The 23066-nt window shown below is 70.2% G+C and carries 11 protein-coding genes; 5 read left to right on the forward strand and 6 right to left on the reverse strand.

What is annotated here, in order from left to right; genetic code table 11:
* Positions 1 to 6 precede the first annotated feature (6 nt).
* Both AC069H_RS06695 and AC069H_RS06700 read right to left on the reverse strand, forming a co-directional pair.
* The gene (locus AC069H_RS06695) at positions 7 to 1656 is read right to left on the reverse strand and encodes a right-handed parallel beta-helix repeat-containing protein (protein WP_478231601.1); all 1650 of its coding nucleotides are present in this window, start codon (positions 1654 to 1656) and stop codon (positions 7 to 9) included.
* Entirely contained in the window at positions 1656 to 2309 is a 654-nt protein-coding gene (locus AC069H_RS06700; protein WP_478231602.1) for a helix-turn-helix transcriptional regulator, read from the reverse strand. The genes AC069H_RS06695 and AC069H_RS06700 overlap by 1 nt, the downstream gene beginning before the upstream one ends.
* Positions 2310 to 2468: 159 nt before the next feature.
* Between AC069H_RS06700 and AC069H_RS06705 the strand changes: the two genes are divergently transcribed.
* From AC069H_RS06705 to AC069H_RS06720, 4 genes are read left to right on the forward strand one after another with little or no spacing between them, the layout of a single operon-like run.
* The gene (locus AC069H_RS06705; RefSeq protein ID WP_478225777.1) at positions 2469 to 3134 is read left to right on the forward strand and encodes a response regulator transcription factor; all 666 of its coding nucleotides are present in this window, start codon (positions 2469 to 2471) and stop codon (positions 3132 to 3134) included.
* The gene (locus AC069H_RS06710; RefSeq protein ID WP_478231603.1) at positions 3131 to 4384 is read left to right on the forward strand and encodes a sensor histidine kinase; all 1254 of its coding nucleotides are present in this window, start codon (positions 3131 to 3133) and stop codon (positions 4382 to 4384) included. The genes AC069H_RS06705 and AC069H_RS06710 overlap by 4 nt, the downstream gene beginning before the upstream one ends.
* Positions 4385 to 4392: 8 nt before the next feature.
* Positions 4393 to 4749 carry a hypothetical protein gene (locus AC069H_RS06715; protein ID WP_478231604.1) on the forward strand — a complete coding sequence of 119 codons (357 nt, stop codon included), beginning with the start codon at positions 4393 to 4395 and terminating at the stop codon, positions 4747 to 4749.
* The gene (locus tag AC069H_RS06720) at positions 4734 to 5654 is read left to right on the forward strand and encodes a DUF6177 family protein (protein ID WP_478231605.1); all 921 of its coding nucleotides are present in this window, start codon (positions 4734 to 4736) and stop codon (positions 5652 to 5654) included. Before AC069H_RS06715 ends, AC069H_RS06720 begins: the two co-directional genes overlap by 16 nt.
* Here AC069H_RS06720 and AC069H_RS06725 read toward each other — a convergent pair whose 3' ends face one another.
* The 4 genes from AC069H_RS06725 to AC069H_RS06740 are packed head-to-tail and all read right to left on the reverse strand — an operon-like array spanning position 5655 to position 21603.
* Positions 5655 to 7853, reverse strand: a complete 2199-nt coding sequence (locus AC069H_RS06725; protein WP_478231606.1) for a YrhB domain-containing protein — start codon at positions 7851 to 7853, stop codon at positions 5655 to 5657.
* Positions 7850 to 20875: a toxin glutamine deamidase domain-containing protein gene (locus tag AC069H_RS06730; protein WP_478231607.1), complete on the reverse strand. Its 13026-nt coding sequence runs from the start codon at positions 20873 to 20875 to the stop codon at positions 7850 to 7852. The genes AC069H_RS06725 and AC069H_RS06730 overlap by 4 nt, the downstream gene beginning before the upstream one ends.
* Before the next feature lie 15 nt (positions 20876 to 20890).
* On the reverse strand, positions 20891 to 21247 hold the full coding sequence (locus AC069H_RS06735; protein ID WP_478231608.1) for a hypothetical protein: 357 nt from the start codon (positions 21245 to 21247) through the stop codon (positions 20891 to 20893).
* A complete protein-coding gene (locus AC069H_RS06740) occupies positions 21244 to 21603 on the reverse strand; it encodes a YbaB/EbfC family nucleoid-associated protein (protein ID WP_478225784.1) in 360 nt (119 codons plus the stop codon). The genes AC069H_RS06735 and AC069H_RS06740 overlap by 4 nt, the downstream gene beginning before the upstream one ends.
* A gap of 127 nt (positions 21604 to 21730) precedes the next feature.
* Here AC069H_RS06740 and mycP point away from each other — a divergent pair, with 127 nt between their 5' ends.
* Entirely contained in the window at positions 21731 to 22996 is a 1266-nt protein-coding gene (gene mycP, locus AC069H_RS06745; protein WP_478231936.1) for a type VII secretion-associated serine protease mycosin, read from the forward strand.
* The last annotated feature ends 70 nt before the right edge of the window (positions 22997 to 23066 follow it).

Here is a 23066-nt window from a genome sequence, read left to right on the forward strand (position 1 = left end):
AGAACGTTATCGCGTGATCGCGGCCTCCACGTCGGCCACGTGCAACCCGCGCAGTTCTTCGATCGCGGGCATCCGGCCCAGCAGCCGCAACCGTTGTGACTGAGCCGTACGCGCCTTCTCGAACAGCAGGCGTGCATCCCGGGCGTTGCCGAAGTTGACGTCGCCGGAGACGCGGCGGAAGTGGCCGGTGAGCACCGGGCCGGCGGCGGGATCGACTTCGTAGTCGCCGGCGGACGCCATCCGCCCGAAGATGGCGAGCAGTTCGTCGGGACTGTAGTTCTCGAACTCGATCGTCTTGCCGAAACGGGACGCGAGACCGGGGTTGGCGGCGAGGAAGTCGACCATCTCGCCGGTGTATCCGGCCACGATCACGGCCACTTCGTCGCGATGTTCCTCCATCAACGGGACCAGGGTGTCGATCGCCTCCTGGCCGAAATCGCCGCCGGAGCCGGCGAGCCGCGTCAGCGTGTACGCCTCGTCGATGAACAGGACGCCGCCCTTGGCCTCCTCGAACACCGTCGCGGTCTTCTCCGCGGTGTGCCCGATGTACTGCCCGACGAGATCCCGGCGGGACACCTCCCGGAACTGGCCGACCGGCAGGACTCCCAGCGCCTTCAAGAGTTTGCCGTAGATCCGCGCGACCGTCGTCTTCCCGGTGCCGGGCGCGCCCGCGAAGATCAGATGGTGCCCGGCCGCGCCGACGGGCAGCCCGGCCCGGCGGCGCCATTCGTTGACCTGCAACTCGTCGACCAGCGAGCGGACCTCTTCCTTGACCCCGGGAAGGCCGATCATCGCGTCGAGTTCGGCGAGCATCTCGTCCAACGCGTTGTCCCCCACGGTGCCGGGGTCCGCGGCCTCACCGATCGCCGGCGTCGCCCCTTCGGCGATCGCGATCCCCGGTTCCGCGGTGTTCGATACGCGGCATCCGGAGATCTCGCCACCGCAACCGGAAGCGAACGAGATCCCCGGGCCCCGGGTGTCGGTGACCGTGCACCGCCTGAGGACCGGCACCCCGTGGTGCGCGACGGCGATGCCTTCGTGACCGGTGTGCGAGACGGTGCAGCCTTCGACGACCGGCCGGGCGTACTGGTAGACGTAGATTCCCCTCAGCCCGCAGCCGGTGACCGTGCAGCGGAGCACGACCGGATCCGCGCCCTGCCCGAGGGTGATGCCGTCGCCCGTCACGTCTTCGACGGTGGTGTCCTCGATCCGCCCTGGCGAGCCGTCGACGACGATCCCCTGTTCCGCCCCCGAGATCACGCAACCGCTCACGGTGAACGCCGTCGTGCCGCGGATCGCGATCGCCGGGCCGCGCCCGCCGGAGACGGTGCAGTTCCGGACCGCCAGTTCCACGTCGTCGGCCTGGATCGCGGACGCGCCGCCCGCCAGGACTTCGATCCCTTCGAGGACGAGCACCCCGCCGGTGCCGCGGAAAACGGGCCGGTCCGCGCCCCGGCCGTCGACGACGACGGTGGCGCCGTCCGCCGCGGCCAGCGTCACCCGGAGGCCGGTCAGTTCGACGGTTTCAGCGTATTCACCGCCCGCGATGGTGATGACGGCGCCGTCGGACGCTGCCGTCAAAGCGTCGCCGATGGTCGGGTACGCGCCTGGCCGCTGGGCCACCAGCAGGACACGGCCGGGAGTCGAAGTCGTCATCAGCCCGCCTTCGCCATCAGCCAGCCGCGGTCGACGGCCTTGGCGCCCGCCTGGAACCGGCTGCGGGCGCCGAGCCGGTTCATGATGTCGGCGACCATCCGGCGCACCGTGCGCACGGAGACACCGAGGCGTGAGGCAGCCGATTCGTCGGTGGTGCCGGAGAAGAGCAGCGTCAGCAGCTCCTGCTCGCGGCAGGACAGGATCGAAGCGTTCCCGGTGCCCGGGAGATCCAGCGGGACGAGCGGGGCGGCGGCCTGCCAGATCCGCTCGAACAGCCCGACCGTCGCGGTGACCACGCCGGGCAGCCGGAACACCGCGGAACCGGCCTGCCTGCCTTCCGCCGGGAGAACCACCGAGGTCCGGTCGATCACCAGCGCGTCCATCGGCACCTCGGCGTCCGTCCGCACCTCGGCGCCCGCCCGCGACAGGCGGTTGAGCACGCCGGACATCCGCGCGGAGTCGGGGAAGAGCACCTTGTGCCGCACGCCGGGGCGCACGCCTCCGAGCGCGATCCGCTGGAACGCGGTGTCCGTTCCCGTGCTCATGACGAGCACCTCGCCGGTCGCTTCCGCGAGAAGCTCGCCGAGCCCCGCCCGGTCGCTGCCCGGGCCCGTTCCCGTGACCAGGCTGAGCTGGCCGGTCTGCACGGTCATCGCAGGTACCTCCCTCTTCCCCCGGCGCGGTGCCGCCGACGACGTCCTGTTCATGCCAGTTCCCCGCCGTCCGGGCGGCCGCGGGCACCCGACGCGTTAGCGTTCAGGGGCTCCGGGAACTGCACGCGTCTACTTTCGCTGTCCGAACATGAGGTTTTGATGACACGGGTGATGGTCGTCGAAGACGACGAGAATCTGCGGCTCGCGCTGGTCACGCAGCTCCGCGCGGCCGGCTTCGTCGTCGACGAGGCGGGCGACATCGCGACCGCGGACCGGCTGCTGCGCGGAACGCACCACGACTGCGTGGTGCTGGACCGGATGCTGCCGGACGGCGACGCCATCGAGTACGTCCACATGCGACGGCAGCTGGGCTGGCGGGCGCCGGTGCTGTTCCTCACCGCCCGCGACGCGCTCGCCGACCGCGTGGCCGGATTCGAGCACGGCGGCGACGACTACCTCGTGAAGCCGTTCGTGATGGCCGAGCTGACCGAGCGGGTGGCCAACCTGTGTCACCGGTCGGCCTTCGACCGGCCCTCGGTGCTGCATCACGAAGACCTGGTGATGGACTGCGCGCGGCGCGAGGTGCGCCGGGCGGGTGTGCTGCTCACCTTGACCAACAAGGAGTACGCCGTGCTCGAATACCTGCTGACCAGGGCGGGCCTGCCGGTGCAGCGGGCCGACCTGATCGAGCACTGCTGGGACGCGCAGGCCGATCCGATGTCCAATGTGGTCGATGTGGTGGTGAAGCGGTTGCGCCGCAAGCTGAAGGAACCCGAACTGATCCACGCCGTCCGAGGCCTCGGCTACCGGCTGGGCTCGCGGTGAACACCCACTCCTCGGCCGATCGGCTGCGCAAGCTGCGCTGGACGCTGACCGCGTTGTTCACCGTGATGAACACCCTCGGGCTGGTCGTCTTCGCGTGGCTGCTCATCACCGAAGACGGTGATCAGGGCGAGGAACGGATCGACGCCGCGCTGACCCAGGTCACGTCGTCGGTCAGCAGGCTGGTCGCCTACGACGGCACCGTCGGCTTCGGGCTGGTCAACACCGACGTGCTGAACGACCGCTGCCCCCAGTTCGCGATCCTGCCCGGCGGGGCGCCCGCGTTCCAGCCGCACTTTTCGCGGGCGAACTGCGTCCCGATGAGCATGCAACTGTTGAACGGCCTCGCCACCGAGGCGGTGAAAACCGGCAGGCTGATACAAGGGCATCAAAAGGCCACCGACGGCGACATGGTCAAGGTCCGCGCCGAACCGCTGCGCGACGGCGACGGCAAGACGTTCGCGGCCGTCGTCGCGGTGCAGTCCACCGAGGTCGAAGACGCCGCGCACACGCGGTTCACGCTGCTGGTGATCGGCGGCACCGTGCTGCTGGTCGCGATACTGGGCTTCGCGGGCCACCTGCTGTCCGGCCGCTCGATCCGTCCCGCGGCCGCGGCCTTGCAGCAGCAGGAGGTCCTGCTGGCCGAAACCGCGCACGATCTCCGCACCCCGGTCGCCGCCCTGCGCGCGCTCGCCGAAACCGCGATGGCCAACCCCGCGCAGTCGGCGGAACTCCTGCCGCGCACCGTCCGGCTCGCCGCGAGAATGGGCGGGATCATCGACGACCTCCTCGTCCGCGCCCGGCTCGCCGCCGGCGTGGAACAGCTGAGCATCCAGCCGATCTGGCTCGATCAGCTGGTGGTGGGCATCGTCGAGGACACCGCGACCGACGGCGCCGAAGTCACCGTCACCGCCGCGCCCACCAAGGTCAACGCCGATCCCGCGCTGCTGCAACGGGCGATCGGCAACCTTCTCGACAACGCCATGCGCTACGGCCGTCACCCGGGCTCGAAGGCGTTCGTGCACCTGACCGTCGCCGGCGGCACCGTGACCGTCGCGGACCACGGCCCGGGTATCGACACGACGATGGCGGGCGACGCCTTCGACCGGTTCGCCAGCACCGGCGGATCTTCCGGGCTCGGGCTGTCGATCGTGCGGTGGGTCGCGCAGGCGCACGGCGGCACCCTCGCGGTGTACAACGCCGACGAGGGCGGCGCGATCTTCGAACTGCGGTTCCCGGTCAGCCCGAACTGAGGAGAGGCATGACCTTCGACATCATCGGCCTGTGCCGCGACGAACCCGGCCCGGCCACCGTCCTCCCGGCTTTGGCGGCGGCGGGCGAGGAACTGCGGGCCGACTTCCGGGATGAGCCGCCGCTCATCCGGCTGCTCCACCCCGACGGCAGGCTCATGGCCACCGTCGAAAACGTCCACCTGGTCCGGGTCGACGGCGAAGCACGGCGGGTGCTCGGCATCGGCGACGACGTCGAGGTGCCGCATCCGGTGTGGTGGGTGGAAGTCCACGCTCCCGAGGGCGATCCTGAAGCGGAGACCGTCGCCAGAATGTTCACCACGGCGCTGGTCGCCGGGACCGGAGGGCTGTCATGGTCGAACCGCTGAGAGAAGCGCTGGTCTTCGAGCAGTTCCGCACCGTGGTCCCGGCCTCCCCCAGGCTGATCGACGCCGCTTGGGCGGCGGTCGAGTCCGGGCGGACGCTCCAGGTGGTCACCGCCGAAGACAGTGGAATCACCTATCCGCTCGAAAAGCTGCTCTCGGAGATCGGGGGCGAGTGGGTGGTGCGCGACGATCAGGGGAGGCATCGCAGAGTCACGCTCACCGGGAACGGCGGCCGGTTCGAGCGCGATGAGGACGCAGCGCCTTCCCCAGTCGGCGGCACTGGAAGCTCGGGAGAGCTGGAAGTCCAGATCACCGCCCTCCACCCGGCCGGTGAGCCGCTCCGGCTCGGCAAGATCGTCGAGGCCGCCATGGCGGTGCTCGCCGGCGCCGAGCCGGCCGGCTGGGGTGTCGCCGAGCCTGCGACCGAACCCTGGTCGGCGGCCGATCTCACCGCGTTCTGCCGGGGCCGCTCTCCTGAACCGACTGGGCTGGTCGTCGTGGGCCCCGGTATCGCCGGACGGCTGCGCGTGTCCACAGTGGATGGCGGTGTGCTCGAAGAGATCGAACTCGGCGGACCGGCGGCCGGTACGGTGCGGCAGGAGGCCGTCGAGACGCTGGCCGCGGCGCTTGCCCCGCTCGTCCGGCAGATGCTGGTCGCCGTCCACCCCGGCAGGTGGGACGGCCTGCGCTCCAGCTCGCCGACCATGCCCGCCGTGCCCTACGGAATCCTCATCGGACACGAAATCGGCGTCCGGAAGGTAGCTCTTCCGGACGCCGAAGTGAAGATGTACGACGGCGAGGGATGGGAGGCAGCCTGGTTCCGGCTCGACTCCGGTCGTCGTTCCTCCTTCGAGGAACTCGACGAAATCCTTCGGCACTTCGGTGCCGCGGCGCAGGACAGCGCCTAGTTAGTTACGCGGGTATCGCCGGGCCCATTCCGCGGCATAGCGCCGGTCCTCCGAGGGGGGCTGCGCCGAGAAGTGCCAAAACGCGTCCCCTGCGACGGTTTCCACCAGGTCGGCCAGGTCGAGCCGGTCGAGCCAGCCGGACGGCAGGCCGGGGATCCCGACCCTCGCGCCGATCACCGCGCCGGCGATCGCCCCGGTGATCGAGCTACGCCCGGAATGGTCGACAGCGGCCTGCATGGCCCACTGGGGGTCGAAGAACCGGCGCGTCACCGCGATCATGGCCCGGCCGAGTGCGCCGACGGCGGTGTCTCCCCTGCCCGCGGCGTCGAGTTCTTCGGGATCGGTGCGGACCAGTTCCGTCCGCGCGCGCACCGCGTTGGCCAGCGCGTCCGTCACCGGGCCGCGGACGGAGCCCCTCTCGACGATCTCCCGGAGCACAGCGTGCGGCGGCGACTGTTCCCCGCGCCGGAACAACCGGCCGAACAACGCGGCGACCGCCCCGGCGGCTTCGGCGGTGGGGCCGTCGGCGCCTCCACCCGCCGCTAGCAGGCGGCCCACTCGCACCGCGGTGTCCGCGTCGGATTCCGGCCCGCCACCGCAGAGCGCCGCGACCATTCCCGGCACGAGAAAAGCGACGTCGTCCCCGGTCGACGGCGCGTCTTCTCCCGGAACGCACAGTTCGGGGACATGGGAGAGCCAGCCGTCGCGCTCTCCCCGCTGGGCGTCCAGCCGTCGCTGCTCGGACAGTGCGCTCAACGCCATCAGCCCGCCCGGGGCCGCCTCGCCGAACCGGGCTGGCAGCCCCCGCAACAAACCCTCGGTGTGGAACAGCAGTCGCCGGGTCAGCGGGCCGATCGCCCCGGTCGGTTCGAGGACGCCGTCCTCGCCGAACCGCGCGCGGATCTCCGGCAGGCTCAGGGTGTCCACGGCCGAACCAAGCGACTCCCCGAGTGCGAATCCGGCGAACGCGCCCGCGACACGGTGCCAGGCGAATCCCGCGCCGTCGACGTCCTGGCGGAAGAACTTGCCGGAGGTCGCCGCGTGCGGCCGGATCCGCCCGGCCGCGTCGTATCCCGCGACCAGGCCGTTGGCCCGCAGGTCTGACGGCCACCGCTGACCGGAGACGTCGTCGTCCGGTGAGTCGACACCGGCGTGCGCCACCCGGTTGCGCTGTTCCCAGCCCCGGCCACGGACGAACCGCTTGCAGTCCTCAGTGGACAATTCGAACCCCGCGGCCCTGGCCTTGGCCGCCGCTACCGGAAGCCCGGAGACGGGTTCGGCGAGCCCGAGTTCCACCCGGATCCCTTCCGCTGTCTCCGCCACTTCCCTGGAGTACTCGGGTGAAACCTCCACGACCCGGACGACCGCCCGGAAATTCGGCCACTGCTCACGGGTTCGCGTGAGTTCGCCTTCGGTCACCACGTCCGAAGGGAACGAGCCTGGATTGATCGACAACCCGGTTCCGGGGAACTCCACGGCGAACGACAGCACGTCCGTTCGCACCCATTTCGAGGTGCCGGGCGGCAGCCGCCTGCGCGAACTGAACATCGTCATCGTGCGCGGATTCTCTTGCCATAGTGGGGCAAGAGGCTGCTCGGTCCGGTGATCGACAGGGCAGTAGAGCTCCGCGGTCAGCAGACCGGCCAGGTAGCGCGGCCGGTCGAACCGCCCTGTCTCCAGGCAGCCGAGCAGGTGCTCCGCGGTGGTGTCCATGGCCGGGTGACCGAGTCGTTCGGGACCGAGCCGGTAATGCGGGTTGACCCGGATCTCACCACCCCGGGGGCCGCGATTGCGCCACGCCATGACGGCGCTGGCCGGGACCCCCAGATGGGCCACCCCGCTGCGCGCGAACTCGGGTTCCACGATCTCCTGCCAGTCCTCCTGACCGGCGACGGTGACCGCGATACTCGGCCCGGTGCCGTCGGGGCCGGGATCCGGATGGCGCAGGCTCCCGTCCTCGCGCACGATCAACGCGGGTTTGGGCACGAGGGCGGCGAGCCGCTCGCCGCCATCCAGCGCTCGAACCGCGTCGTAGGGCACGAACCAGCCCTCCGGGATCCGCACCAGGCTTTCGTGGTCGACCCGCACCGCGTGCTTCCCGCGGGTCAAATCGACCGGATTTCCCGCCCTCAGCCACTGTTCGACCCTGGCGATCGCCTCGGAAGCCCGCATGATCAGTCCTCCCGCCGTCTCCGTCACTTGAACTCCCTCACCAGTTTCCACTCGTGGTCCCAGATGCGGGCGGGCCACGTCTGCCCGGCGATCCTGCCCAGCCGCTGGCTCTCTTCCAGCCGTTCGCGTGCGGCTTCGGCCGCCTCTTCGCCGATGCCGGTCGCGACGAGCATCCGTACCAGCCAGGCCGGGTCGATCATCCGGACCGCCGCGAGCACTTCCGCGTCGAACGGTACGTCGAACCAGGCGGCAACGAAGCCGGACCTGATCCCGATCAGCGGGTCGGCGTAGTCCGGGAAGGACTGACCGTTGTCGATCACGATCGCTTCCCCGCCGGGGCCGGTCAAGCAGTCACTCGCGCTTCTGTCCAGGCTGGCCGCGACGTAGTCCAGGAACGCGATCAACTGTTGCTGTTCGCGCGGATAGGCCGCCACCTCCACCGCGGGACCGGCGTCTTCCCGCCACACCTGGGCGGAGCCGGGTCCCAGCGGCCCGTCGATGTACGCGGTCGGCGGGACGGCGTCCGAGCCGACGGCTCGCGCCAACCGGTACAGGGCGACCTCACGATATCCCTGCCCTTCCAAGGGAAGATGCCCTCCCAGCGCGCGGGTCTCGCCCGAGGCCGGTTTGTAGATCGTTCGCGGATGGTCGGCGTAGGTCAGGTGATAGGTGGCGTTGGCGCTCTGGCGGCCGTCGCCGAACTCGACGCAGTCCAGCGGTTCGGCCGCCATCACGGCGCCCTCGGCCGCGTCCCCGAAGGTTTCCGGCCCCGGCGGCGGAGGTGGGGGAAGGCCTCGCCTCGTCGCCTCGTCGAACAATTCTGCCTGCCGCCGCAGGATCGTCACCTCCAAGGCCTCCTGGTCAGGGGACAGCGGCCGCGTCCGGTCTTCGTCCCGGCCGATCAGCGTGCCGACGGTTTCGTCGAGCACCCGCGCGGTCTCCAAGACCTCCTCGATGGCCTTGAGCCGCAACTGGAGTTCGGCCAGGTGGCCGCTCGGCATCCGCAGAACCAGCCGGAGATCGCGGTATCCGTCGTGGCGCGGCCGGACGAACCGGTCGTCGAGGCTCACGATCTCCATCGGTTCGGTACCCAGCCGCTCCCGGACGACGTCCAAGGCCTGATAAGCCCAGGAAACCTTGTCGAAGGCCACGAACGCGGTCGCGAGGTCGGGGGCCTCCGGCGCCTCGTCACGACGGACGGCGGTGCCACCGGCGGCTTTCGCCAGCCAGTCGGCGAAGTCGCCCAGCCGGTCGTGGTCTTCGGGCGACGCGGGGACGGACTGCACGGGCGGACTGTCCGGGAACGACACGATGCCTCCACGCACCGTCCGGACCGAGGTCCACTGCGCGTCGGTCAGGTCGATCGGACCGGGACGGGGTGCCAGCACGCTCTCCCTCAGGATCGCCTCGGCCCCGCGCCGCGCGACTTCGGCGACCGCCTCCGTGAGGATGGCGGCGCGACCGCGCGGCGGCAGTTCGGCGTCGGTGAAGGTCAGCAGGCCGATTCCGGTCACCCGCTTCGGCAAGCGCATCAGCCAGCCGTTGTGCGGCTCCAGGAAAACGACACCGTTCGCGTCCCGGCTCACCAGCGCCACATGGTCGCGGACCGATCCACCGCGTTCGGTGGAGGTCACGTGGATGACGGCCAGCGCCCCGACCGGCCGGTCCGTCATCGCGGCGACGACGCTGTCGAAACTCGTGCCATGACCGTGGTCCCAGGCTCCGCCGAGCCGATCGGAAATGTACTCCAGGCTGGACATCTCCAGCAGCCGGTCCAGCGGCACCGGCGGCGCCGTCACGTCCTCGCCGCGCAAACGCCGCACGTAGTAGACGACAGCACGGGTGCAGTTGGTCAGGTATCCGTCGTCGAGGGCGTCGGGTGCGTAGTAGTGAGGATTGGTCGCGGGAAGCTGGGGATGCCGCGCGCGCAGGTAGGACACGGCTGCCGCCCAACGGCCGATCACGGTCTTCGCGTGCATCGCCGGCAGCGCGTTCCGGGCCGTCGTCCGGAACAACGCGGAGTCCTGGTGCGGCACGGGTGCCGCCGGATTCCCGGTCTCCCGGTAGGCGGCGTGGCCCGTTTCCCGCGCGTGGACCGCTTCGACCTCGGCCGAGCCGAGCGACACGTCGTCCTTGCCGTTGTATCCCTGTTCCCTCCCCAAATCGAGAAGTGAGCGGAACTGGGCGGTTCCCTCCGGCGAAACCACGACGACCCGAGGCTCGGGCAGGGGTTCTGGCTCCGGGGATAGTCGCGGCTCCGGCAGGTGAAGATCTCCTCTCGGCGGCCGGGCGCCCTTCGGCACACCCACGGGGGGCAGGTCCGCATCGGTGAAGGGCAGCAGGTCGAGCTTGATCAGGTTCTCCGGCAGGCTCAGCAGCCAGCCGTCCTGCGGGTCGAGGAACACGATCCGGCCCTCGTCGTTGGCCACCAGCGCCACATGCCGCTTGATCTCGTTCTTCTCCCCGCGGTATTCCATGGCCAGCACGGCCATCGCGCCGGGGGGCCGGTCCATCATCGCGCCGATGACACTGTCGTAACTCGTACCGTGATCGTGCTCCCAGATCCCGCCGAGCCGCTCCGAGATGTACTCCAGAGTGCCCAGGACCACAGAGTCCTCGGGGCTGAGTGGCGGAGCCGTCACGTCCTCGCCGCGCAGCCTCCGCACGTAATAGACGACGTCGCGGGTGCAGTTGGTCCAGTAGCCGTCCAGGTACGCGTCGGGAGCGTGGTAGTTCGGGTTCGTGCGAGGTAATTCGGGGTGGTGTTCCCGGATGTACCGCGCGATGCCGTACTTTCCCGCGCTCGGGACACCGGCGTGGATCGCCGGCAGGGTGTGCAGTTCCGTGCTGCCGATCAACGGGTCGATATAGCGACCGTCCCCGGCACCGTAGGCCCGGCCGGCGTCGCCCGGACGTCCTCGCCCTTGTTCGGGCGAGCCCTGCCACCCTCCTCGGTGGTCGATCGAGTTCCTCCGGACCGGTGGATCGCGGTACTGGAGATGTCTGACGGCGGCTTCCTCGGCCCTCTTCACCTCAGGGTCGTCGCCGGGACGGCGGGGAGCGTCCGGCGCCGGGTCCAGTTCCTTCGGCCACCCCGGCGAATTCAGCCAGTTGTAGTGGTCGATGGCGTTGGCCAGGTCGGCGTTCGCCTCCCAGACCGGCAGCCCCTTCCCCGTACGGAAATAGGCGTCGAGGTACCCGGCCGCCCGTTCGGCGAGAGCGACGAGTTTCTCGATCGCCACCCGTCGCTCGCCAAGCGTCCGGTGATCACCCCAGTCCAGGTTGGGCTCATCCGGATCGAGCCGGGCCGCCTCCGCGTCGAGGGAAGGCCTCAGCTCCCGAAGCGCGTCCTGATAGGCGCTCGCCCAGTCACCGTAGGGATACTCGTGCGCCTTGATCTTGATCGCGGTGAACTCCGGAACGACCGTCCTCGCCGGGACGGCCTGGCGCGCGACCGACCGGCCGGGCCGCTCCAGCTCGGCCGCCACCGTCGCGGCGGCCATGATCACCTGGGAGTCCGAGAAAGCCGACGCGGCGTTCTGTACCGCCGCGCGCTCGGCCGCCTTCCCCTGATTGGTCTCGGCGATGTTCTTGTCGCCGAGTTCCAACTCGTTCTTCCGGTGCCACCACTTGCGCCAGCCGATCAGTGGCCCGGACAAGCCCGCCGTCAGCGCGGCCATCGCCAGCGAATGGCTGACACCGAACAATTCCACGAACCCGGTGGTCACCCCGGCGCTGCCGACCGAAAGCCTCGTGTAGGTCTTCATGAACTCGGCACGCGGGGTGAACCCGGGCCGTGTCTCGGTGGCCGGCTCGCCGGGCACGACCGGGCGCACTGGCTCCGGCCGAGGTTGCCCGACGAAAGGAATCGCCTCACGCAGCCGTCGCCACAGGCTGGGCTTCGGAGGATTGACCAGCTTCTCGACGCGGTCGAGCAACTCCATTCGCTCCGCGAGCACGTCCCGCCTCATCAACCGGCGGATGTCCCGCTCGTCGAAGAACCTTCTGTCTACTGTGTACTCAAGTTCGCGCTGATCCAGCTGATTCAACTGCCAGATCGCGATCGGCAACATGAGCAGGCTCTTCCCGATCCCGTAAGCGGCCAGCGCCTGGAACAGCGTCAAGTCATAGGCCTGCGCGGAGTTCCGATGCAGGCTCTCCCCGTCCGCGTAGGCGGCCAACGCTTGGAACAGTGTCAGCTCCTGGGCCTGCGTCAACTCCGGGGCAGGCGGCGCGGGGTTCCGGTGCAGGCTCTTCCCGTCCCCGTAGGTGGCCAATACCTGGAACAGCGTCAACACCTGTACCGACGCCGGCTCCTGGGGCGACGTCAACTCCTGGGCCGGCGGCGCGGAGTTGTCGAAGGTGCCCGCCGCGGTCGGCCGCAGTCCTCGCCGCAGGATCTCGCTCACGTACTGGACGAAATCCGGCAGATTGGCCGCGAGGCTCAGCTCAGGCACGGACAGGTGGACATCGTCCGGATCGGGCACCTCGCTCGGTTCGGGTGGCCGCTCCAAACCGAGTCGCTGCCCCATGGCGGCATAGACAGCCGCCTCGACCTTGTCCAGTCCCCTGGCCCGCTTGTCGATCTCCTTGAGTTCCTCTCCCTTCTGGACCCGCGTGCGCGCGCGTTCGGCGAAGGGCAGCCAGACCGCGGCACCCGCCGCGTACACGAGGAGGCTGAGCCAGGACGCCAGCCCGATCCCGCTACCCCAGAGTTCGAAGGGAGCGGCGACCGCGGTCCCCGCCGCGAGCGACGCCAACGGCGGGACGCTGAACCGGGCACCGTGCTTGCCGAGAGGCTGGGCGAGATCGGGCCTCGGCCCCATCGTCTGCTCGCTCATCGGCTTGCCCTCCGGCGGACCGGGACCGTCTTCGGGTGCCCAGCCCAGGATCTCCAGCAACGAACGCACCCGCTTGGCGGGTGCCGCGGCGGCGTCGATCTCGCGCGCCCTGGCGTCGTATTTGCGCGCCTCGGCGATCTGCTCGTCCTTCTTGATCTCCCACTCGCGGGCGAGGAATCCGTTGTAGACGGCGTTGACCAGGCCGAAGACGCCCCAGGCGATCCCGCTGGCGGGCGAGCCCGACGCCGCGAAGACCGCCGCCGCGCTGCCGGAGGGCAGGAATCCGGTGATGAGACCAGTGGCGACATGGGTCCCGGTCAGCGGATAGTCGCTCCTCACCGTCGACGGGAGATGGCGCGTGACCACCGACCTGACGGGATCGTTCTCCAGCGCCGCCTGGCGGTACCCATTGTTCGCCTGGTTCGGATCGAGGCCGAGCTTCGCCAGCACTTCGCGGATTTCCTTGCGCAGGCGGATTCGCTTCGGCGGATTCCACCTGGCGCCATCGAGCGCGCGGTCCAGGACGGCGAGCTGGGCCAGATAACCCCGGTCCGCGGGGGTCGGTTCCGGTGTCGCGTCCAGATTCCCTTCCGGGCTCAGGAACCTCGCACCGGGGTCGGCGGCGCGGTCGCCCGTCAGGCTCCCGTACCCGGCGGCGAGACCGTGCACCACCACGCGGAGCGCGAGATCGGCGGGCATCCGGCTCGACGCCGTGATCCTGATGGTGCCCATCAGGTCGTTCCCCGAGTAGCGCAGGGGAATCGACCACTGGCCGGTCGCGTCACCGAGGTCGGCGGCACCGTCGAGGACGACGCTGAACCTGCGGCCGTCCGGATCCGCGAGCAGGACCGACCTGGGGTACTGGCCGACGATGGTCATTCCGGCGGCCTTCACCGCTTCAGGGAGCACACGCCACAACGCCTGCTCGGCCGCCGCGGGAATCGTCTTCCCGGTGACCGGCTTGCCCGCCTCGATGGGTACCGGAGCGTAGGTCGCAGGCGGTGGAGCCGGCGCGAGTGGCCGGGGTTCCGCCGCACCAGGGCCGAGGAAGCCGGTCAACAGGCGCGTGAGTTCCCGGCGCGTCTCCGGCGGGAAAGACGTCAGCATCGCGGGCAGTTCGGCGGCGGCCGGAGGTTTCTCGTGCCGTGCCACGGCCGCGGTCAAACCGGCCAGTGTCCCGACAGCGTTCAAACCGTCCACGCGGCCGATGTCGGTGAGCGCGCTCCGCTCGACATCGGTCAACACCGCCCAAACCGCTGTCGGCACGCCCGCCGACAGCGGGACGACCGAGTCGGTCAGTTGCCTGCCGAGCACGTCGACCCGCTCCGGGTATCCCAGCAGGTCCAAGATCTGTTCGAGGATCCCGCCTTCACTCGTGGTCAGGCCCGCGATCCGGTCGGCCAGCTCCGCGGTCGCCGCGGTGGCGCCGACGGCCGCGATCAACGTCGAGAACGCCTGCTGCACGGCACCCGGAAGCGCGTGCCAGACCAGGGTCCATTCGGCGGGCAGGCCGGTCGGCGGTGCGACCCGCGCCAGCCAGTGGGCGAGGGCCGCGCCGGCTTCCTCCGGAAAACCGTTCTTCCGTGCCAGCAACGTGGTGAAGTTCTTCAGCACGGGAAGTCCGCCCCTGGGGCCCACTTCGGCGGTGAGATCCGCCAGAGCCCGTTGTTCTTCGGCTCCCAATACCGTCCACAGTGGCTTCAGCTCGGCCGGCAGACCGGGCGGGGTCGACGGTTCCGCGACGGGTGCCCCGCGCCGCGGCGGATGCGGTGCCTGCCGTTGCGGGTGCCGCGGCCGCCGCCGGGGGTCCTGCTCGAAGGGAAGTCCGTGCCCACGACCGGGTCCGTCGATCATGGGGTCCGACCACGGCACGTGCACCGGACCGCCGTACCCTCCGACCGGCGGCGGCGGATACTTGGCCGTGAACTCCGCAGGATCGGCTTTGAACGCCTGGATCGCCGGGGTCAGGATCGGCGGATGCCCGTCGTCGGTGACGGCCTGGCGGATCTGGGCGATGTCGCTTTCGTGATCGAATCCGATGGCTCGCAGCTGCTCCAGCAAAGTCGCCCGGCGGGCTTCGGGAAGGCCACCGAACTCGAGATCGACGACGCGCTTCATCCAGTGGGAATCCCAGTCGCCCGAAGGAATCCTCAGGCCGACGGGAACGACCTCGCCACGAAGCTCCCGAGGAACGACAGAGGTTTCCGCGGCGGTGCGCAACGCCTCGACGGCCAGCAATTCGCCGCTTCGGCCCTGGAACTCGTGGGAGGCATGGAGCAGTGCATCGAGCCACGCAGCGGCGGCGTTTCCGGGCGGCACGGCGGGTTTCGGCTCTTGCAGCAGGTGGACGGCGAACTCGTGCAGCAGGGTGGTGAGGAACTCACCCATGCCGATCCGCGGCCGGACCAGGCCCAGCCCCAGCTCCGGGAGGGCGACCCCGTGACGCGGCAGTTCACCAGCCTCCGCCAGCGCGTCCAGGATCTCCGGTCGCCTCGGGTGCTTTTCGAGGGACTCCTTTTCCCACGGCACCACGTTGTCCAGCATGCGCTGCACGAAATCGGCTCCCGGCCTGCCGAAGATCGTTTCGAGCCAGTGCAGGACGATCGCACGGGTCACGGCGTCGAATCGGCCGCTCGCCGTCACCGACGGCTGCAGGAACCGCATGCGGTGCGGATCCAGGAGGTCGAAGCCGATGATCTCCACCCACGCGGGAACCGCGGAATCCGCGTGTTCCCTGGCGTACGCACGCAAAGACTCGCTGAAGGCGCGGAGCTCGTCCAGCAGGGGCCGCACCTCCCCCGTGCTTTCCGCAACGGCGATCGCCTTCCGCACCTCGGCGGCCCGCGCGACGAAACCCGCCCACGATTCCGCCCGCCGCTGCGCTTCCTCGCTCGAAAGCAGGCCATCGGCGACCTCTCGGTCCAATCGGGCGACGGCCTTCGGGGCGGCCTCTTCGACCTGCCTCGGAAGCTCGTCCGGCGGATGTGAACCGGACCTTTTCGGCGCCACGAGATCCAGGTACCTGCCCGCGAGGAGAATCCGTTCCTCCATCGGGTACTTGTCGTTCGCGAGATCCGCGAGGATCGCGGGATAGTCGTCGGGGAACGAATTCCGGAGCCTCTCCAGGAGGTCGCCGAGCGCGCGGCGAAGAACCGGCAGCTCCGGAGACTGGACGTCCCGCGCCGTCAGCTTCGCGAGCTCGTCGGGGGTGAGATCCCGGCCGGGCTCCAGCCCGAGCGCCACCTTGTCGAGATGGGTCTCCCGTGCTTCGTCGACGGGCTCGGCCGGGGGTTCCGGATCGGAGGCCGCGCGTGGCGGTGCCGGGAACGGCCAGCGGGGGTCGGGCGCGGCGGACGGCGGACGGCCGCTCACGTCCGGATCCGGTGCGGACAATTCCGGCGGGACTTCGGGATCGCGGAGCTCGATCGGGACGTCGGTACGGATTTCCGGGCCAGGGCGTTCGCGTCCACCCGGCGTCAGCGGCCGGACAGGGACCGGTGGCCGGTCGCCGGGCTCCCCCGGCCGGTCGCCGACGAAACCGGGCAACGGCTGGATCTCCAACGGCCGCGCCGGGTCTTCCGGATCGGGGCGCGCGGGACCGAACGGGGTGAGCGGCCTGACCGGGGTCTCGGTTTCGGGCGGCGCGATCTCCGGAGACCGCTCGGGTGGCCGAGCCGGTTCTTTCGGAGCGCCTGGCAGCGGGCTCGTTTCAGGTTCCGGCCGGACCGGGTTCGTGGACGGCGGTTCTGGAAAGCCGGGCCCTGGGGGCGCGGGCTCGCCGGGCACCCAGATCTCGGGGTCGCCGGGCACTGGCCCCACCGGCCTGCCGACGTCGGGAGTCACGGGTCGGCCGACCGCCGGGACCTCGGTCCAACCGGGTACCGGCGGCGCTCCTCGCTCCGGCTGCGAAGGGCGCACCGGACTTTCCCGCACCGGCTCGATGGTGCCGTCCGGATTTGTGATGATCGCCTTGTCCGGCAACGGGTGTGCCGTTCGCGGCTCGGTTACGGAAGAGGGCTGGGCGGCACGTCCGCGTTCCTCGTCGATGAGGTGGGCCAGCGCCTCCGCCGACCAAGGCGCGGGCAGGTCCGTATCGAACCGGCTCCTGTTGTCGTGCAAGAACTTCAGCGTGCCCGTCTTCAGCTCTTCCAGCGCGGCCCGCGCCTCGCGAAGGTGGGCGGTCAGCGTCCCCGGCCGGCCGCCATGGCTCGCGGGTATGGGCTCCACGTGCGGCGCGCCGCGCAGTTCGGCCGCCATCGTGACCAGCCGGTTCCGCGACTGCACGATCTCGTCGTGCACGGCTCTGGTCGGCGGCCCCACGTCGAGCTGTCCCACGGCCCGCTGGTCCAGCCACGCACCGAGCTGATCCGTCAAGGCCCGGAGGAAAGGGCCCGACGACGGGTCGATCCGCCCTGCCCGGAAGTCGTGCACCATCGATCCCAGGAGATCGAGCTTCTCCGCTGGGCTGACCTTCACTTCCCCCGTGTTCGAGGGCAAGCCGACCAGGGGCCGGTCCGGTTTGGTCTCTCCTCTCAGCCCTGGCGAATCCTGGAGCCCTCGCGCCGCGGGCGGGACGACGCCGTCGCCGACGGCGCGCGGCAAACCGTGGTCGGGACCGACGACACTCAGCCGGGGCACGCCCTCGGCTCGCGGGCCGTTGACCGGCGCGGGTCCCTTTTCCAGCAAGCCGTTCAGTTCGGCCTTCAGGCCGTCCAGGTTGGGCCACAGCTCGTCGAACCGCTTCCGCAGCGACCCGGCTTCCGCGGGCTTCCCCTCGTTTCGAACCCAGTCCACGAGGGAATGCCGGCCGGTCTCGCGCGCGGCCTCCGTCAGCCCGCCACCCGACCACTCGTCCAGCAAACGCAAGGAATCCGACGCCGCTTTCGGCATCTCGCCCCATTTTTCCCTCAGCTCGCCGAAGCGGGGTTTCATCTCGTCCAACGTCGTCCGCGCGGACTCCCATCGAACGCGTTCGCCCTCACTGAGCGGGCGATGAGGAACGGCCTCTTCAGGCTTCACCTCGACGGCACGCGGAGCCTCGGCGGCGGCTATCTGTTCCTTGATGATCCGTTCAGCGGCCGCTCGCTCGAGCGCGTTGGCCTTGTTGACGGCATCCACGATTCCGAACGGATCCCGGACCTCCCGGGCCGGAGACAGCACCGGCGGCCCGCCGTCACGAGGCCGGGCGGCGGGTTCCGGAGTCGGCGCGTCGACGGATCTGTGCGCCGGGCTCCGTTCCGGTACGGCGCTTTCCCTCGGAGCGATCGGTCCCTCCGCCCGTGTCCCCGGAGGAGGTGCCTTCTCCAGTAATCCGTCGAGTTCGGCTTTGATCCCCTTCAGGTCGGACCACACCTCGTCGAACCGCTTGGCCGAGGATTCGACGCCGTGCGCGGACCGCGTTTCCCCTTTGACCCACTCGTCCAGTGACCGCCGGCCCGCGAGTCCTTCGGCCTCTTTGCCCGAGCCGCCGAACATCATGTCGTCCAGCAGCCGAACGGACTCCGAAGCCTCCTTCGGCAGCCCACCGTGCCTGTCCCGCAACTCGTCCAGGCGAGGGCGCACCTCGTCGAACCCGGCCGACACCTTCTCCCACCGGGCGCGTTCCGCCGCGTTGACCGGACGTACGGACACCGGCTCACCCGGATGCTTCAAAGCGGCTTCGCTGTCCGCCTTCATCAGCCGCTCGGCCCTGGCCAGATCCAGCGCGCCCGCCTTGGCCGCGGGATCCGCCAACCCGGCCGGCTCCCGTGGCGGGGACAACACCGGCGGCCCGCCGCCACGAGGCTGCCCGGCAGGCTCGGCGGCGGTTCGGCTCGGCGGTTCGGAAGTCCTGGTTGACGGCCCCCGTTCCGGAGCGACGCTTTCCCTCGGCCCGATGGGTATCTCGGTCCGCGCGCCCGGTGCGGGGGCCTTCTCCAGCAACCCGTCCAGCTCCTTCTTGAGCCCCTCCAGGTCGCGCCACATCCCGTCGAAGCGGCGGCCCGACGACTCGGCACCGTGCACCGCCGCGGCCGGACCGGTTCCTTCCCTCAGCCGCGCCCCGAGAGCGTCCCAGCCCGCCCTGTTCGCGGCCTCGGTGAGCCCGCCCATCAGCAGCTTGTCCATCAACTTGAGGGACTCCGAAGCCTCGCCCGGCAGACCTCCTTGCCGCTCATGCAACTCGTCGAGCCGAGGGCGCACCTCGTCCAAGTGGGCCCAGGTCTGCTCCCAGCGAGCCCGTTCGGCGGCGCTGATCTCACGTGTGGGCGCCGGTTCGGTCGTCCGTCCGCCCGGCTTGTCGGCCTCACCGACACGCGACGCCTCGGCTGCTCGCTCCTCACGGGCCGCCGCGTCGATGAGTTCCCGCATGTTCCGCAGGTCCTGCCGTTGCTTCGCCGCTTCGGCCCACGGTTCGGCCTTGGCCGGTTTGTCCGCTCCGGGCGGCGGCCCCGGCGGAGGCGTGTCCCCACGATGCGGGGTCCTGCCCGCTCCGGCCTCCTTGCCGAACCAGGAATCGACGGCCCGCTGGGCGCCGGGACGGGCGGAATCCAGCAGATCCCGCTCCACCACCCGGTGCATCACCGGTTCCGATCCTCGCGTCGCGTTCATGACATCGGTGTGGCTGAACACCTCGCGCGACATCGGGGCCGGAGCGCCCTCGCCCCGGCCGTTCATGGACGGCGCCGCGCTTTCCGCGCCTCGCGGGCTGGGAGACAGACCTTCGTTCTTCGCCGCGTCCGCGGCCGGCGCCCCGCGCTCCGGGGCGTGTTCGGGAACGGTGCCGCCCGGCGAGCGCTGGAACTCCTCCGGCACGTGGGACGCGGGCCGGCTTCCCTGTACCTCCCTCGATGGCGTGTCCACCTCGGGCGGTTTCCGGGTCGCCGCCTCGGAAGGATGCTGGACCGGCTGTTCCGGCCGGTGCACAGGAGAGCCTTCCCGGTCCGGAACGGTCGGAGTCCGCTCGCCACCGGGGTGCTGGTTCCCAGGGCCGTCCGGTCCTCGCCCGTGTGGTTCCACGGGGGTTCCGCCCGGCGGACCAGCGGGTTGTTTGGGGCCGGGCGGCGGGTTCCCGCCCGGATCGCCGGCCGGGCGCGTCCCGGCCGGCCCCGGGTCCTCCGGCCTCGGTGCGGGCGAGGATTCCTTGACGTGGGGGGCACCGGGCGCGCCATCGTCTCCCCGGCGGGAATTCCGGTAACCGTCGACGACATCGGCCGCCTTGCCCAGACCGTATTTCGCCACCCCGGTGAGGTTGGCCTCGCGGACCACGTCACCGACCTTGTGGAGCCCCTTGGGGAATCCGGTGAGGTCGGCCGCCTTCGCCCCTTTCCCCAGTGCGCGTGCGCCACGAGTGATCCCGGCGCCGACGCCACGGGTTCCGAGCAGACCGACGACGTTGCCGGTGGTGTAACCCAGGGCGTGCTTCCAGTCGGTTTTCCACTCGTCGTAGGCGATGAAGTTCTTGCCGAATTCCGTGAGCGTGTCACCGAGCACGCCCTTGAACAGCTTGTCGTCGACGAACTCGCCCAGCTTCGGGTCGAGGCCGTACAGCACCGCGCCGCCGACCAGCATGCCGAGGTTTCCCCATGCCTGCTGGGCGGTGTAGAGGGAAAAACCGCCTTCGCCGAAACCGGCCAGCCCGGCGAGCGCTTCGAGTTGGACCACCGCCGAGTCCCAGAGGCCGCCGAAAAACCCGTCGTGCGGTGTCGTGTCCACCTCCCCCTGCGGATTCAGCATGTTGTGCGCGGTCTCGCGGATCATGTCGGCGAGGTCCTTGGCCACCCCCTCCGCCAGCTTCCGCCGGTAGTAACTCCTCACTCCCGGCAGATTGCAGCCCAGCGCGATGTAGATCAGGTGGTTGCGGTCGTAGGTGTCGTGGATCTTGTTCTTGATGTCGACGAGAAGGTTCGCGTAGGACTCGTACGCACCGCCGATCGAATCCAGGCCGGTGGCGATCTGAATGATGCCGTTCTCGCCGTTGTTGTTGTTCTGGACGAGGTCGCGCATGCTCGCGCCGCCCCTGTCGCGCCACGCGGTGCTGTGCAGCCGGGTCACGATGTCGTTCGTGGCCGTCACGGCCTGCCGCACGTGGTTCGCGCCCGATTTGAACGCCTCGGCCTTCTCGTGCGCGTGGACCGCGCTGTCCGGCGGGTAGTAGACGTCCGCGGACTCGCCGCCTTCGGAAAGGATCAAGTTCCAGAAATCGCCCGACGGCGGGCCTTTGTCCTCCATGACCGCGAGCGCCGATCAGCCGCGGACCGACGACCAGATGGCACTGGCGGCCTCGGCGTCATGGGCCACATAGACCGGCACCAGCAGTTCACCGAGTTCCGCGACCTTGACGTAGAAACCGGGGACCGACTCCGCGGCCGCCCTTGCCTTGTCCGGTGCGAATTCCCCGTCTTTGCCCTTGAGCAGGCTGGTGAACGCCTCGCCCAGTGGGCCGCGGCCGAGCTGGTTGGCGGCGACCATCCGCTTGTTGTCGCGCGTCCAGCCATCGTGGAGATCGGCGGACGCGCCGCGCAGATTCCCCATGAAGGAACCGGTCGCGTCCGGGTCCATGTCGGCGACGTCGTCGCCACCGTTCAGGCTGAGCCAGGTCATCGGCGCTCCCCCGCGATCTCCCGGTCGAGGACGTGCAAAGCGGGCCCGAACCGCAGATCGGCCGGTCCGGCCTCGGGGTTGTCCGGCAGGTGTCCGGCGACGACCGCGGCGCACCGCTCCTGGGCGCGTTCGGCGGCGCGGTGGATCGTGTCCTTGATGGCCCGGGCCAGCTCAGCGGAATCGGGAACGCGGTAGATACGCGGATCCAAGCGCAGCTCGACCAGTTCGCCGTAGCCACCGGCCGTCGCACTGATCAGCCCGTCATCGGATTCGGCGGTGGCCCGCAGTTCCGCGATCCGCTCCTGGGCCGCACGGAGTTCCCCGGCCATTCGCCGGTAGTCGTCGTACCTCTCCACGATGCCTCCTGTCTCCGGCTCAGTCTGTGGCCGTCACGCGACTGTCGTGGGCGGGTGGCAGGTTGCGGCCAGCGGCCGCCGACCCCCCGGTCCTCGTCCGACTATTGCCAGGGTGAAAAGACATCGGATGCTCGCCGCCGCGACGGCCCTGGTCGCGCTTCACTGCGGCACGGTCGCGGCACCGGCGTATGCGGCACCGCCCGCGGGCGCCTGCCGTGATCCGGAGCCGGCGCACGCGGAGGTTCAGGCGGAACCCTGGGCACAGCACTTGCTCTCCCCGGAACGGGTTTGGCCGCGCAGTCGCGGCGCCGGGGTACTGGTGGCGGTGGTGGACTCCGGGGTCGACGCCGACCACCCTCAGCTCAGCAGGCCGGGGAAGGTACGCCAGGGCAGGGATTTCTACCTGCCGGGCGGACTGCCGGGTTCGTTCGACTGTGTCTCGCACGGCACCGGGGTGGCAGGTGTCATCGCCGCCGATCCGGTGCCGGGCATCGGTTTCCACGGCATCGCCCCGGACGCGGAGATCCTCCCGGTCCGGATCACCGACCGCGACCTGAGCGACCAAGGCGACTCACTGCGGGTCGACCCGCAGGTGGTGGCGAACGGGATCCGGTACGCGGCGGACCAGAACGCGAAGGTGATCAACCTTTCCCTGGCCGGGCTGAGCGACTTCCCCGTCATCCGTGACGCGGTCGCGTACGCCGTCTGGAAAGACGCGGTGGTCGTCGCCGCCGCGGGCAACTCACAACGGGACACGAACTCCGGACTGCCGTCCTACCCGGCCGGCTATCCCGGCGTGCTCGGGGTGGGCGCCGTGGACATCGACGGTGCCCGGATGAACGCTTCGCAGATCGGCCCCTACGTCGGGATCATGGCGCCGGGCGCGAAGGTGCTCGCGACAACCCGCGTGGCGGGCCATGCCTACGTCGACGGAACCAGTTTCGCCGCGCCGTTCGTCTCCGCGACAGCAGCGCTGGTGCGGTCCGCGTGGCCGGATTTGTCCGCCGCGCAAGTGATCCAGCGGCTGAAGGCGACCGCGAACCCTGCACGAGGCGGCCGGGCGAGCACCGCGTACGGCGCGGGGCTGGCCGACCCCTACCGCGCGGTGACCGACGGACTCGCCCCCGAGAAACCCGCGGCTCTGCCTGCCTTTGCTCCGGGGCCGGTCGACCAGGCGGCCCTTGACCGGGCCGAACGGCTGAGGGAGACCGGGTCGGCCGCGAAATGGCTGACCGCCGCCGCCATCGCCGCGATCGTAGCGTCCGCTGTCGGGGTGGCCGTCGTGATTCGCGGGCGTCGACGGCGGTGGCGTCCCGGCCGGGTCGCTCCGCTGCCCGCCGAGCCTGCCACTGTCGAGCCACCGGAACAGATGTTCCTGCTCACCAAGCGGTGAGCTATTTCGTTTGACTGGATGGCGGCACGCGTGTCGTCCATCCAGTCGAACGAACCGGCCGTTCGGTACA

This window comes from Amycolatopsis sp. NPDC043887 (assembly GCF_056435665.1).

Excerpts from the sequence above, each read along its gene's own strand:
- AC069H_RS06695 (WP_478231601.1), bottom strand. The coding sequence starts at position 1,656 with ATGACGACTTCGACTCCCGGCCGTGTCCTGCTGGTGGCCCAGCGGCCA.
- AC069H_RS06700 (WP_478231602.1), bottom strand. The coding sequence starts at position 2,309 with ATGACCGTGCAGACCGGCCAGCTCAGCCTGGTCACGGGAACGGGCCCG.
- AC069H_RS06705 (WP_478225777.1), top strand. The coding sequence starts at position 2,469 with ATGACACGGGTGATGGTCGTCGAAGACGACGAGAATCTGCGGCTCGCG.
- AC069H_RS06715 (WP_478231604.1), top strand. The coding sequence starts at position 4,393 with ATGACCTTCGACATCATCGGCCTGTGCCGCGACGAACCCGGCCCGGCC.
- AC069H_RS06720 (WP_478231605.1), top strand. The coding sequence starts at position 4,734 with ATGGTCGAACCGCTGAGAGAAGCGCTGGTCTTCGAGCAGTTCCGCACC.
- AC069H_RS06730 (WP_478231607.1), bottom strand. The coding sequence starts at position 20,875 with ATGGAGGACAAAGGCCCGCCGTCGGGCGATTTCTGGAACTTGATCCTT.
- AC069H_RS06735 (WP_478231608.1), bottom strand. The coding sequence starts at position 21,247 with ATGACCTGGCTCAGCCTGAACGGTGGCGACGACGTCGCCGACATGGAC.
- mycP (WP_478231936.1), top strand. The coding sequence starts at position 21,731 with ATGCTCGCCGCCGCGACGGCCCTGGTCGCGCTTCACTGCGGCACGGTC.